Genomic DNA, 13708 nt, shown 5'->3' with positions numbered 1-13708 from the left:
TGACGATCATCTTGCCCTAAACTAGGGCAAGATAACCGAAAAGAACAACTTTATTTTTCAGGTGTTTCTGGTACTTCTACTTTGCCGTCGATCACGTCTTGTTTCGCTGTTTCGATCGCTGCTTTGGCATCATCTGAAAGGAATCCTTCAGTAATGTCTACACCGCCATCTTTCAAGCCGTAAACAATATGTTCGCCGCCAGGGAAGTTGTCTTCTAACGCACGAGTTGAGATATCTTGTACCGCTGCGCCAACACCTTTCAATGTTGAAGCCAATGTGAAGTTATCTTCTTTGCCGTCAGCAGTTGTGTATTTTCCTTCGTCTTGTTGATCGCTATCTACACCGATGACCCAAACTTTTTTATCTTCTAGGTCTGCTTCGTTCAATTGTTCATTGATTGCTTTTGCTTCTTGGAAGACACCTGCACCAGTACCACCAGATGCGTGGAAGATTACGTCAACGCCACTTTGGTACATTGAAGCTGCCAATGCTTTCCCTTTAGCAGGATCACCAAATGATGCTGCATATTGAGGATCAACCGTGATTTCTTTGCCTAATTTTTCAGCTGCGTCTTGAACGCCCTTCGTGAAACCAGCTTCGAAACGGTCGATAACGACGCCTTCTTCACCACCGATGAAGCCGACTTTGTTTGTTTTGGTTGTATATGCTGCGGCAAAACCAGCTAAGTAAGCTGCTTCGTTATCTTTAAATGTTGCTGAAACAACGTTGTCTTTGCCTTCGATCACATCATCGATGATCCCGAATTGTGTATCAGGGTTTTGGTCAGCTGCTGCTGCGATTGAATCTTTCAATAAGTAACCCACACCGAAAATCGTTTTGAAACCATTTTGAACGGCACCATTTACGTTGGTTGTGTATTCTGAAGCTTCATTTGATTGCACGTAGTCATAACCACCAGCACCGCGAGCGATCCCGTGTTCTTTCCCCCATGCTTCTAAGCCTTCCCATGCGGATTGGTTGAATGAACGGTCATCTACCCCGCCGATGTCGGTAACGATTGCGACACTATGCGCTGCATCAGTCGTACCGTCTGCAGAACCTCCGCCAGTTGAATCAGTTGAACCTGAATTTCCTCCGCCACAAGCACCAAGTAAAGTCAACCCAGCTACTGCAACAATACCTAAACTAAATAATTTTGCTTTTTTCATTGCTGTAAAGCCCCCTAAAAATATAGTTTTTTTCAACAGCCGCATCGACTGAATGAACATGGTTTATAAATCTTTGTTCGTGAAGTAATAAGGCAATAGGCCTTCTACCGTGGTTTCTTTGATGACACCATCATCGCCGACTAAGGTCACCGGCATATCTGGCGCACAAAATTCCACCATGACCTGGCGGCAAGCACCGCAAGGAGAGATCGGTTCTGGCGTATGACCCGCCACAACCAAATGTTGAAACTCTTTTTCGCCTTCAGAAACGGCTTTGAAAAAAGCGGTTCGTTCTGCGCAATTTGTTAAGCCATATGAGGCATTTTCAATGTTGATCCCTTGATATATCGTACCATTTTTGGCAACGAGACAAGCACCGACCGGAAACTTAGAGTACGGCACATACGCTTTATCTAAGGCGGAAACGGCGGTGTCGATCCACTCTTTTTTCGCTATTGTCATTGTCTTCCCCGCTCTTATTTTTATTTTTTGCTACTTTACTTAATAATGCTAAGCTTAGTAGCCAGCACCTGTTGAGCCAGTCACGATGGCAACACTTGCGCTTGTTCCTAAGCGGTTTGCGCCCGCTTCGACCATAGCTGCAGCTTCTGCTTCGTTGTGGATACCACCGGAAGCTTTGACACCCATTTCTGGTCCTACTGTTTCACGCATCAAGCGAACATCTTCAACGACTGCCCCACCAGTTGAAAAGCCAGTTGAGGTTTTCACGAAATCTGCACCAGCTGCTTTGGCTAATTCACAGGCTTTGACGATTTCTTCGTTGTCTAATAACGCTGTTTCAATGATTACTTTGACAAGCGCTTTGTCTTTGGCTGCTTCAACGACTGCTTCGATGTCTGCTTGAACTTTTTTGTATTGTTTTGATTTCAAGGCACCTACGTTGATTACCATATCGACTTCATCTGCGCCGTTTTTGATCGCATCTGTTGTTTCATAAGCTTTGACCTCAGATGTGTTTGCCCCTAAAGGAAAACCGATCACGGTACAAACAGCCGTTGGTTCGCCTTGTAATTTTTCTGCTGCTAATGAAACCCACGTTGGATTGATGCAGACAGAATAGAAGTGATAGGTTTTTGCCTCTTCGATGATTCGTAAAACATCTTCCTCCGTTGCGTCTGCTTTCAAAATCGTGTGGTCGATCATGCGATTCAATTCCATTTTTATTCGCTCCTTATTCTGTAATAATGTCATGGATCAATGGCGGTTCTGCGCCATCTTCCCCAATTTCAATATTTTGGTCGATCAATGCTTTGACATCCTCGATTGCTTCGGTATTGCTATAGATCGTCAATAGCGATTCCCCTTTGCTTACGGATTCGCCAACTTTCTTATGCAATTTGATGCCCACGGCATGGTCGATGTCTTCGTCTTTGGTCTTACGACCTGCCCCTAACATCATCGCCGCGATCCCTAGCTCATTGGCAACTAATTTCGTCACCACGCCGCTAGTTTTCGCTGGGACTTCCACTTCATATTTCGCTGTCAAAATCTTGCTCGGGTCATCGATCACTGTAGCGTCTCCGCCTTGGTCTGTGATCATCTGTCTGAATTTTTCTAACGCTTTGCCCGAATGCAGGGCTTCTTCCAACAGTTGGCGTGCTTCTTCCAATGAATCAGCTTTTTTCGCTAAAACGACCATTTGGCTGCCCAGTGCATAGCACATTTCTTCCAAGTCTTTCGGTCCTTTTCCTTGCAGTGTCTCAATGGCTTCCACCACTTCCAAACTGTTGCCGATCGCTTCCCCTAAAGGCTGTGACATATCAGAAATGACTGCCATCGTTTGGCGATTTGCCAATTTTCCGATGCGGACCATCGTTTGGGCTAAGCGTTTGGCATCCTCCAAGTTTTTCATAAAGGCGCCATCGCCTGTGGTTACATCTAACACGATCGCATCGGCACCTGCCGCGATTTTTTTACTCATGATCGAGCTGGCGATCAATGGGATCGAACTAACCGTTGCCGTCACATCTCGTAAGGCATACAGTTTTTTGTCTGCAGGAGCTAAATCTCCTGATTGACCGATCACGGCCACTTTGCTTTCGTTGACTAATCGGATAAAGTCGGCTTCAGAAAGCTCGATTTTAAATCCAGGGATCGCTTCAAGCTTGTCTAACGTCCCACCAGTATAGCCTAAGCCGCGCCCAGACATTTTCGCAACTGGTACGCCAACACTAGCCACTAAGGGCGCTAAGATCAATGTGGTCGTATCACCAACACCGCCCGTCGAATGCTTATCGACTTTGATTCCTTCAATTGAGGATAGGTCGATCACTTCACCAGAATTTGCCATTGCTAGCGTTAAGTTCGTGATCTCTTCATCTGTCATATCTACATAAAAAATAGCCATCAACAAGGCACTCATTTGATAATCTGGAATACTTCCTTCAGTATACGCAGTTACAATGTAGTCAATTTCTTCCTTCGTCAATGACTTGCCGTCACGTTTCTTTTCAATTAAATCCACCATTCGCATCGAAATGACCCTCGCTTCCTTTAACATTATACAATAATTTTTCGTAGGGTAAACCACTTTAGTAAAACAGTTTACTAAATATCGCAAAACTATGAAAACACTTACAAGAAGAAATATACCGCATTATTTCTCGCTTGTCAATGTCTTCACGCTCTCACGAATAATTAATTTTGTATCAAAAATCTTATTTGGAATTCGCCGTGTCGGAAACTCAATGGCGTCCACTAAAAACTTCGCTGCGGTAAACCCGATCTCAAAAGTCGGCTGCATGACCGTGGTAAGCGGTGGTGTGATGTATTCCGATAATTTCAAGGCATCAAAGCCGATCACCGAGTAGTCTTCTGGTACTTTTTTGCCCGCCTCATAAATCGCTTGATAACAGCCGATCGCCATGGCATCGTTGCCACAGAAGAACGCTGTGATCTCTTTGTACTTCAATAATTCCTTCGTTGCTTCGTACCCGCCGGTAACCGTTAATTCAGCATTTTCTACATATCGGCCTTTAAAAGGGATCTGATGATCCTTTAAGGCATGGCGATAGCCATTGAACCGTTCCTCTAATTGATAGTAGCCGGTGATTTCTTTGAGCATCGCAATGTTGCGGTGACCATTTTTGATCAAATAGCTGACGGCTTGGTAGGCGCCTTCGTATTCTTTCACGATCAAACGACCATTGTCCCGCTGATTGATCCCACGATCAACTAAAATAATTGGTCGGTCATCAAAGAACCCGCTCTTCAAGGAATAATCCTCTGGCAGCAAATGCGGCGTCGCTAATAAGATGCCATCTACCGAACGATGAGACAGTTCATTCAAATATTGAACCTCTTTTTCTTGGCTGTGGCGCGAATTGCATAACACTAGCATGTAACCTAGTGGATTGAAATAACTTTCCGCCCCTTCAATGACTTTAGAGAAAAAGAAATCCGTCACATCAGGCACGATCATTCCGATCGTTTTTGAATGGCGGTTGATAAGATTCGAAGCAAAAAAATCCGGCTTATAGTGATATTTATTTACGATATCTAAGACCCGCTTTCGGGTTTCTTCACTAAAACGGCTGCCTTTATTGTTTAGGATCTGCGACACGGTCGTGACAGAGACGCCAGCCATTTCAGCAATCTGTTTAATCGTCAATTTCATCTGCTTCTCTCCTCTCTTGCCTAAAGTGTAGCAAATTTTTCTCAAAAAAAATAGCACACTTTCAACAAGTGTGCGACTTTCTTTTTCGTTGATCAAAAATGGCCCGATGATACAGACAGCTCTTTTAGCGGAGCTGCGATTGCTCCAAAGGCTGATGACAACAGGCTTTTTGAGAAACCAACTGGTCTAGTTGCCGCTAACCAGTGCTTGTCTTGGCGATACCTTTGATCTGTTGAGAATCAAGGAGCAGCTACGCTTCTTTTACGCTTTGAATGATGTAATAGCCTTTGTCTTTTTTGATGATTTCGGCATTGCCAAAGGTCTCTTGCATTTTCTTTTGAGCACTCGGCGCCCCTTGTTTCTTTTGGATCACGATCGTTAAAGTCCCGCCTGCTTTAAGCAAAGGAAACGCCCCCGTCAAAATCTCATGAACGACTTCTTTTCCTGCCCGAATCGGCGGATTGCTGAGGATCGCCGCATAAGCAGGTTGATTTAATTGGGCATAGATATTGGATTGATGGATATCTACCTGTTCAATGCCGTTACGCTGGGCATTGCCTTTTGCCAAATCCACTGCCCGCTGATTGATATCGATCATCTCGACAGGTCGTTGACTCGCATAAGCTAACGCTAAGCCAACAGGTCCATAGCCGCACCCAACGTCCAGCAGACTTCCTTCTGGTAGCTCCCCCCACTCAAACGCATCGATCAACACCCGCGAGCCATAGTCCACCGTGTCACGGGAAAACACCCCGCTATCTGTCACAAAATGAAAGTTCTTTCCTCTTAATTCAAACGACCACTGCTCAAAATCATGGGCCGTATCAGGATTTTCTGTATAGTAATGATTACTCATGGTTATGCTCCTTTCTTCTATTTCCTCTTCGCTTGTTTTTTCTACTGGTTTCTACTAGTTTTTCCTTGTTTCTTCTATTCGAACAAGTGAACATAGTGAAATCACCAGTAAAAAAGCCCTGCAAGATTTGTCTGCTGCTTCTTTCTAATCATACCGAAAAACAGTCAGAAGTAAACGCCCAGCAAAAAAAACAACGAAAAAACAGTTTTTTGTTGTTTCTGCAAAGGAAATCATGTCTTTTTTTCAAGTTCCGCAAGTTTCTATGGTAAAATACTTTCGAACAGTGGCCCGTCGCTTCTAACAGAAACCGATGATGCCGCAAAAAAGGAGCCTACTATGCAAGAAACCATGAATTTTTATCAAATTCCTCGTGAGCAATGGCAAGGGTTTTATACGAACGGCATGATGCCTTTCACTCAAGAAGAATTGGATAATATCAAAAGTTTGAACGACCGGATCTCGGTCCAAGATGTGGAAGATGTTTACGTGCCTTTGTGCCATCTGATCCATCTTTATATGAAAGAGTTTGAATCATTGACCCTCAGCAAGGGACTCTTTTTACACCGCTACGTCAAAATGCCGCCTTTTATCATCGGCATCGCTGGAAGTGTCGCCGTCGGCAAAAGCACCACCGCACGGCTCGTCCAAAATTTGTTGGCCCGTTTGTTTCCCCGTAGAACCGTCCAACTGATCACCACTGACGGCTTTTTGTACCCGAACGAAGTCTTGGAGGAACGCGGCAGCTTGAATCGCAAAGGATTTCCAGAAAGTTATGACATGGAAGCCTTGATCAACTTTTTGAATGCGGTCAAATCAGGAGAACCAGACATTCAGATCCCCGTCTACTCCCATGAAGTCTACAATATTATTCCTGATACGTATGAAACGATCAGTCAACCAGATATCTTGATCGTGGAAGGCATCAATACCCTGCAACTGCCTGCCAACCAACAAATCTATATCAGTGACTTTTTTGATTTTTCAATTTTCGTGGATGCCCAACCAGCACTGATCGAAAAATGGTATTTGGAACGATTTGAATCATTACTAGACACGGCCTTTCAAGATCCCAGCAATTATTATTACCAATATGCGATCGGGGATCGCAAGGAAGCGATTAAAATGGCAAAAGAAGTATGGAAAAATGTGAATTTAAAGAATTTACACGAGTATATCTTGCCTACACGCAGCAGAGCCGATATAATTCTTCATAAAACAAAGCACCATTTGATCGATGAAGTGTTCTTGCGCAAGTATTGACCGCTTCATTTTTATGATTATGCTGTTGAAAAGGCCCAGCCTTTTTTCAATAAAAACTAAAAGAATTGAGGTAATTTATTGTGACAAACGTTGACACTTTGCCAAACGTCGAAAAAATTATCGTACTTGATTACGGTAGTCAGTACAACCAGCTGATTACACGCCGTATTCGTGAGTTCGGTGTTTTCTCAGAATTATTGAGCCACCGCATTACCGCTGAAGAAGTAAAAGCGATGAACCCAAAAGGGATCATCTTATCTGGCGGACCAAACAGCGTCTACGACGAGAACTCTTTCGGCATCGACGAGAAAATTTTTGAGTTAGGCATCCCAGTTTTAGGGATCTGTTACGGCATGCAGTTGATTACTTATAAATTAGGCGGAAAAGTTGAACCTGCCAAAAACCGTGAATACGGCAAAGCAGAATTGGAAGTCACTTCTGATGCAGCGGCCCTTTTCCAAAACACGCCCGCAACCCAAACCGTGTGGATGAGCCACGGGGACTTGGTCACTCAAGCACCTGCAGGCTTTGATGTCGTGGCAACGAGCAAAGATTGCCCGATTGCTTCTATCCAAGATGCCGAGCGCAAAATGTACGGTATCCAATTCCACGCAGAAGTTCGCCATTCAGAATACGGCAACGACTTATTGCGTCACTTTGCCATTGACGTTTGTCAATGTACAGGTGATTGGACAATGGACAACTTCATCGATATGGAAATCGCAAAAATCCGCGAACAAGTGGGCGACAAAAAAGTCTTGCTTGGTCTTTCCGGCGGGGTCGATTCTTCTGTCGTTGGTGTTCTTTTACAAAAAGCGATCGGCGATCAGCTGACTTGTATTTTTGTTGACCACGGCCTCTTGCGTAAAGGCGAAGCCGAGCAAGTAATGGAAAGCTTAGGCGGCAAATTCGGCTTGAACATCATCAAAGTTGATGCCAAAGAACGTTTCCTATCAAAACTTGCTGGGGTTTCTGATCCTGAAGAAAAACGCAAGATCATCGGAAATGAATTCGTGTACGTCTTCGATGATGAAGCAACCAAACTAGCTGGCGAAGAAGGCGTTTCTTTCCTTGCCCAAGGAACCCTTTATACCGACGTCATCGAATCAGGGACCGAGACTGCTCAAACCATCAAATCACACCACAATGTAGGTGGTTTACCTGAAGACATGCAATTCAAATTGATCGAACCATTGAACACCTTGTTCAAAGACGAAGTCCGTGAGTTAGGAACCCAGCTTGGCATGCCAGACAGTATCGTATGGCGCCAACCATTCCCTGGACCAGGTCTAGGCATTCGTGTCCTTGGCGAATTAACAGAAGAAAAACTAACGATCGTCCGCGACTCGGACGCAATCTTGCGGGAAGAAATCGCAAATGCCGGCTTAGACCGCGACATTTGGCAGTACTTTACCGTCTTACCAGGCATCCGCTCCGTCGGTGTCATGGGTGATGGCCGGACCTACGATTATACCGTCGGCATCCGTGCAGTCACTTCAATCGATGGCATGACCGCTGACTTTGCCCGCATCCCATGGGAAGTCCTACAAAAAATCAGTGTCCGCATCGTCAACGAAGTCGCACACGTCAATCGGATCGTGTACGATATTACGAGCAAACCACCTGCTACTGTGGAGTGGGAATAAGAAAAAAGAGCTTAGAACCCTTTATTTATAGGGTGTCTAGGCTCTTTTTCTTGAGGTTACTCAACCATTAGCTTTTACTCTTCTTTTGAGTTAGAATCAGAAAAATCATGTTTTATTTTTCTACATAATTTTAACCCCTTAACTTTTCTTTGTGTAAGTTCTAAAGAATCATAACTTTCTCTACATCCGAAATTATTATGCTCATATTTAGCAACTTCATTTAAGGCTAACTGAAAAGCTCCACATAATGTTTCATATAAATCATTTCCATCAGCATAAACAGACATGACTTGCATATTCAATTCTTTAAACTCATCTGGTATATCTTTGCCAAATCTTTCAAATTTTATAGATACTTGATTTTTCCGCATACAACAACCTCCTAATTATGTTCTAAAGATATTTTCTATTCAAAAAGATTTCTTTATCATCAACAGTCATCGACCATTTTTAAAATCTAATAAAATGCCATATAACTTAGCAATACTATGAATTTTTTTCAAATATTTCGTTCAACTTGTTAAACACTTCATCACTTTGCCAATCCACTTGAATTGGTATTAGTGTGCCATTATCATAAAGTAAAATTTCTCCACTACCAATTTCTTTGAAAAAAGGTTTTCTTTTAATTGGAATAATCGTAAATGTATCAATTCCCACAAGTTCAGACTCTCCCTTATGAACAGTCGTGATTTTCGTTTGCGGTGTATGCCCTACAATTTGTTTTTGATACTTTGGATTTGGCAAACAGCTTAATTCATGGTCAAAGTCAGCCCATAATGGACTACCTAAAAAGTATTTCCCACCTCTTGCTTTGCCGACATGGTCTTCTAAATCATCTAAATTGTCGATTAAATTTTCAGTTATTGTTTCAAAATGCCAATCTTCTAAATTAAAGTCTTGGGTGTAACCAGCATGACTAATCAAATAATCATCTAACTGAAAGGCAATTTGCAGATTTAACTTCAACAGCTTTCGACCGACTGAAAGAAATCCATCTGCACTTTGCAGTGAATACCTTCTAGGTGTAACCGTCAAATAAGACACGTCATGATTTCCTAAGAGATTTATCACTTCGACACCGAAAACTTTCATCTTTGATTTCCATATGAACAAATAGTCTAATTCATTCATGTAAAGATCAACGTTTTTTTCTTGCTCGTATGCGTCTGTATAATCTCCTAGCAAAATCACTTGTTTAATGCCTAATTCTTTAACTTTCTGCTCAACCATTGGCAAGATTATTTGTGCTGTTAAGTGTAAATCGCCCACTAAAAGTGTTCTCATTTTGAATCACTCTCCCTCTAACTCTAATATTTTAAACGCCTTTTGATATTTCTTAACTCTTTCAAAATCTTTTTCAGTTGGGGAAGTAATTCTTGAAAGATTCATATTATCTTTTAAGTCTGCAAGTTTTACCATAGTGGCTAGTTTATTTTTCTTAATTTCTACAATATAGCCAAAATAGGGTTGATAACGTTCATGCGTCAAACCCTGTACTGCCGAAACAATCGTGTATGGAAAACCTAACTCTTTCAGTTTTTCAATAGTAATATCTGTGTCTTCAACAGTATCATGAAGATAGGCAACAACTTTAGAATTTTTATCTGTTAATGAATTTGCCACTCGCTGAACATGAAAAAAGTAAGGTTCACCACCTTTGTCAGTTGGACGAACGTGAGCTTTTTTCGCTACCTCGATAGCCATATTTTTAAATTTATTATATTCTGTCATGTTGGTAATCCCGACTTTCTTTTAAAATTTTGGTCTGAATGTCATTGAGGAACTTTATTTCTTGCTGAGAATCATCTTTCTCAAATCCGACAATTGAAAAATGGGTGACATTCTTGAGTAAAGCTGAAACGACACAATCAAAAGAATGTGCATGGTCTCGCCGTACATCTCCGGCTATTAAGGTATTAAAACTATAATGTAACCCGTCCTCAATAAATTCCGATAAAACATAATACATATCGCCAAATTCAACACGATTACCTGTATCAACAGCCCAAACACCAGATTTAGAATCATATTTCGGTATTTTTTACCCTTTAAATTTGTCTGAATCAAAAACAGTATTTTCCATATTGATACACCTCGTCATTCTTTATGCTTCACATACTGATTGCCTGTAAGTTTCCGTTGCGCATTTTCCTTAGGCATTTCAATAGTATTCGTTAATTTTTTAGCGACTTCTTTGTTAGCGTTCTCGTATAAATGTCCGTAAGTTCCCAAAGTTGTTTGAATATCTTCATGACCTAAGCGATCACGAACGACCAACGCATTTCTTCATAATGTTGTTATTTTCGCTTTAAGCTATCATATTTCTCAATAGTTGGTAGCTCATCATAAGTTCGACGTGTATTACTATCAATTAACCAATCTAATTGACGTGAACCATTTTCATTTTCAACAGAATAACTATAGAAAATAGGTTCATCATACTGATACACCTCAATATAGGTGGAAGTTTCAATAATTTTAGTATTATACGCACGAGTTTCTTTAGACATCACACACCTCTCAGCGCGCGCTCAAACGAGCAGATGTTGTTTTATATATCAAGTTAAGTGTCAGGCAAAAACCGCCCGACTGGCCCCCACAAAGTGAGTGAAAAGACTCGGACACTCCGTTTAGTCGCTGGGGCGACTACCTGCCTATTTCACTCACTTCGAGGGGGTTAATTTGTTGTTGAGGGAACTGACTACGGCTAGTAAACCAAACATTAAGCCAGTCACCTTTGTTATGGCTAGCCCTATACCTAGAGCTAAGAAAAAGTAGAAACGAAAATTATCAGCGTTCATTTTTTTCAATCCTTTCAATTTTTGATAATGCTTTGAGTATGCTTTTTCGGCGTATTCACGTTATAGGGTATCGAATTGTAAGTAGTATTCGATTTCTTTTAGAATAAGGCTTGCTTGTTCCACTTTTTCATAATAACACCCTCTATTCGATATCGTGGTACAACATGTAAACATTTATTTGAAATAAAATTCTAAATAGCGACTAAACTATTTAGAAAAATAACTTTCTAGTCGATTTGACTATAAAAGGCAAAAATAATTAATTTAATGATATAACTTAATCGCGGTAGACGTTTACTAGGCTCATCACTTTTAAAATGGTAACGATATTCCTCTAAGCCATCTAATACATTTTCATCTAAATAAAGTCGGGGCGTAACGGAAGATTTATCTTTATAATTTTCTTTTACAATTGTTCTATCCATGCGATTTTGAATTTTTTCCCAATCGTCATCAGTGAAATTTTGTTTTTTACAATATCTGTAAGCTTGTTCTATAACACTACCAGCTGATACTTTTAACACCACATTGAATGATATCCCATCCAGCAAATCACTGTAATGTTCTTGCATGTCTGTTTCTAGTTTATTAATCAAGCCATTTTTTAGTTCATTTTTTAGTTCTCGTTCTCTATGAATAATTAGTTTGTCTATCCAAATTTTAGCCTCATAAGCCAATCTGACTGCTTTATATACCCTTGCCATTTGTCATACTCCCTATTTACAATTTATCAGAGCTATCTGTTGTGATATTGCTAAGTAAAATCCATAATTGTTCGGCGTATTCTGATTTCGATAACAGTTCCGCTCTATTTTTAATTGCAGTAATCATTCCTGAAACAATGCTAACAGCATCTTTTTCATTCAGTGAACCGAAGTTTTCAGTTTCATCTTTTGGAGATTCTAAATAGTCCGTTTCAATAATAAAATGCTTTTCTATAAATTCGCTGTAATCTTCAAAATTTTTAAAATAGAAATTGTATAATCCTTGTTTTTTCAATCTGTTCCAATTATTCCTAATTTCACTCAAAAACCTTCCCATATAATCTTGTGTTCTAAATTCAAAATTATCTATAGAAATTGTTTTAGAACTCTTTCTTCCCATCTCTATAGGTATTATCCAAAAATTAGCTAAACTATGATACAGTTTATAAAATTCATAAAATATCTTTTGAGTATACTCATCAGCATCACTGTCAAATATCAATCTCATTCGTCCTTTTGAATCATTGGGCATATAGTATTGCTTATTTATTTTTTCCCCATCTATTGATAACTCTTTAATCAATTTCCCAGAAATTGTTTTAAAAGAGTTCATTGTATCACCAGCAAAAGAAACATTGGCAAAATCATTAATATAAATATTTCCTTTATCATCAGATTTTCCAAATACATTAAATTCGCCTTGTTGATTTTTGGGAATAGTATTTTTATAGATGATTTCGTAAAAAGCAATTGATACATCAGACATGTCGGGGTCTTCCACACCTCTATATACTTGAGCGCTTTTTATTGTGTCGCCTTCTTTTTGAATTGTATTGGTAAGTTTATCAACCACAATAGGTGTTAGCAGCATTTGTTTTAATTTTTCTTGTTTTTCAGATAACATTTTTTTCCCTCTCAAATTCTCAAATCAAATCTTTTGCGTTTGCACTTGCAAGTAAGAAAAACTGCACATCATCAATGAAATATTTGGCATCAAAATCATAAAAAACAAAGTTCTCTTTTTCCACAACCTTTTTATTCGCTTCGATTAAAGCATATTTTATACCCCTGCATAATTCTTTTAGTTCATCTCTACTTAAGTATTCATTTAATTGAAGCTTTCCCCAGTTATCAATTAATATTTTAAATTCTGGATCAATTAGAATTCTTAGGTCACTACTTTTAAAAACTCTATCTAGATTTTCTTTGAACAACATAAAACCCCACCTCTTTTGTTTATTTGAATTACTACAACTTACAATAACATAAATTCAATCATTTTCAAGCATTTCATTCAAAAAAATTTTATTACTGCAACCAATTTGCAACCAACACAAGAAGAACATTACAATTTCTATCACTCCCAAACGATACAAAACTGCATAAACTCAACAAATCAATCCTTATAAATCATCAAGCGCATGGAATGGGAATAGTATAAAAAGCTTTGGAGTTCCTATAAAAAGGCCTACCAAGGCTTTTTTGTGTCTGATATCAATTGGTTTTTTATATTTTTTCATAGTAGAAAATCATTCTGATAAATTTTTCTCATAAGTAGCAAAGACTCTATCTAATGCTATCTTTATTTTCACATCATTTTCTATATAGGAGTCTTCAATGTCTTTTTTACAG

15 protein-coding genes and 1 pseudogene are annotated in these 13708 nt (G+C 39.9%); 2 read left to right on the top strand and 14 right to left on the bottom strand.

Annotation, left to right across the window (positions count from 1 at the left end):
• Positions 1 to 50: 50 nt before the first annotated feature.
• From A5867_RS02055 to A5867_RS02030, 6 genes are all read right to left on the bottom strand, one after another.
• Complete coding sequence (locus A5867_RS02055; RefSeq protein WP_087626775.1) at positions 51 to 1169, bottom strand: BMP family protein; 1119 nt, start codon at positions 1167 to 1169, stop codon at positions 51 to 53.
• Between the two features lie 63 nt (positions 1170 to 1232).
• Positions 1233 to 1631 (bottom strand): cytidine deaminase, encoded by a 399-nt coding sequence (locus tag A5867_RS02050; RefSeq protein WP_005226837.1) that lies wholly within the window; start codon positions 1629 to 1631, stop codon positions 1233 to 1235.
• Positions 1632 to 1685: 54 nt separating this feature from the next.
• Positions 1686 to 2348, bottom strand: coding sequence for a deoxyribose-phosphate aldolase (gene deoC, locus A5867_RS02045; RefSeq protein WP_005226835.1), 663 nt, complete (start codon positions 2346 to 2348; stop codon positions 1686 to 1688).
• A 13-nt stretch (positions 2349 to 2361) separates the two neighbouring features.
• Positions 2362 to 3663 carry a pyrimidine-nucleoside phosphorylase gene (locus tag A5867_RS02040; protein WP_005226834.1) on the bottom strand — a complete coding sequence of 434 codons (1302 nt, stop codon included), beginning with the start codon at positions 3661 to 3663 and terminating at the stop codon, positions 2362 to 2364.
• A gap of 123 nt (positions 3664 to 3786) precedes the next feature.
• Complete coding sequence (locus A5867_RS02035) at positions 3787 to 4806, bottom strand: LacI family DNA-binding transcriptional regulator (RefSeq protein ID WP_005226832.1); 1020 nt, start codon at positions 4804 to 4806, stop codon at positions 3787 to 3789.
• A gap of 250 nt (positions 4807 to 5056) precedes the next feature.
• Positions 5057 to 5662, bottom strand: a complete 606-nt coding sequence (locus A5867_RS02030) for a class I SAM-dependent methyltransferase (protein ID WP_005226831.1) — start codon at positions 5660 to 5662, stop codon at positions 5057 to 5059.
• A gap of 336 nt (positions 5663 to 5998) precedes the next feature.
• Here A5867_RS02030 and coaA point away from each other — a divergent pair, with 336 nt between their 5' ends.
• Both coaA and guaA read left to right on the top strand, forming a co-directional pair.
• Complete coding sequence (gene coaA, locus A5867_RS02020) at positions 5999 to 6922, top strand: type I pantothenate kinase (RefSeq protein ID WP_005226828.1); 924 nt, start codon at positions 5999 to 6001, stop codon at positions 6920 to 6922.
• An 80-nt stretch (positions 6923 to 7002) separates the two neighbouring features.
• Positions 7003 to 8568, top strand: coding sequence for a glutamine-hydrolyzing GMP synthase (guaA, locus tag A5867_RS02015; protein ID WP_008376418.1), 1566 nt, complete (start codon positions 7003 to 7005; stop codon positions 8566 to 8568).
• A gap of 74 nt (positions 8569 to 8642) precedes the next feature.
• Here guaA and A5867_RS02010 read toward each other — a convergent pair whose 3' ends face one another.
• The 8 genes and pseudogenes from A5867_RS02010 to A5867_RS01970 all read right to left on the bottom strand — a co-directional run bounded on the left by A5867_RS02010 (position 8643) and on the right by A5867_RS01970 (position 13293).
• Positions 8643 to 8939 carry a hypothetical protein gene (locus tag A5867_RS02010; protein WP_087626774.1) on the bottom strand — a complete coding sequence of 99 codons (297 nt, stop codon included), beginning with the start codon at positions 8937 to 8939 and terminating at the stop codon, positions 8643 to 8645.
• A gap of 115 nt (positions 8940 to 9054) precedes the next feature.
• Positions 9055 to 9855 (bottom strand): metallophosphoesterase, encoded by an 801-nt coding sequence (locus A5867_RS02005; RefSeq protein WP_087626773.1) that lies wholly within the window; start codon positions 9853 to 9855, stop codon positions 9055 to 9057.
• Between the two features lie 6 nt (positions 9856 to 9861).
• The gene (locus A5867_RS02000; RefSeq protein WP_249270005.1) at positions 9862 to 10302 is read right to left on the bottom strand and encodes a GTP pyrophosphokinase; all 441 of its coding nucleotides are present in this window, start codon (positions 10300 to 10302) and stop codon (positions 9862 to 9864) included.
• A 366-nt stretch (positions 10303 to 10668) separates the two neighbouring features.
• A pseudogene (locus A5867_RS01990) lies at positions 10669 to 10854 on the bottom strand (site-specific integrase); the annotation flags it as partial.
• Between the two features lie 14 nt (positions 10855 to 10868).
• Positions 10869 to 11081 (bottom strand): hypothetical protein, encoded by a 213-nt coding sequence (locus tag A5867_RS01985; protein WP_236596103.1) that lies wholly within the window; start codon positions 11079 to 11081, stop codon positions 10869 to 10871.
• Between the two features lie 518 nt (positions 11082 to 11599).
• A complete protein-coding gene (locus A5867_RS01980; RefSeq protein WP_060791603.1) occupies positions 11600 to 12076 on the bottom strand; it encodes a hypothetical protein in 477 nt (158 codons plus the stop codon).
• 16 nt (positions 12077 to 12092) lie between these two features.
• The gene (locus A5867_RS01975) at positions 12093 to 12980 is read right to left on the bottom strand and encodes a hypothetical protein (protein ID WP_005226808.1); all 888 of its coding nucleotides are present in this window, start codon (positions 12978 to 12980) and stop codon (positions 12093 to 12095) included.
• Positions 12981 to 12999: 19 nt separating this feature from the next.
• A complete protein-coding gene (locus A5867_RS01970) occupies positions 13000 to 13293 on the bottom strand; it encodes a hypothetical protein (RefSeq protein ID WP_005226807.1) in 294 nt (97 codons plus the stop codon).
• Positions 13294 to 13708 lie beyond the last annotated feature (415 nt).

It is taken from the genome of Enterococcus sp. 6D12_DIV0197 (assembly GCF_002174385.1).
Classification (GTDB): Bacteria; Bacillota; Bacilli; order Lactobacillales; family Enterococcaceae; genus Enterococcus_D; species Enterococcus_D casseliflavus.
The sequence above is the reverse complement of the archived record's forward strand: the minus strand, read 5'-3'. Positions and strand labels throughout refer to the sequence as shown.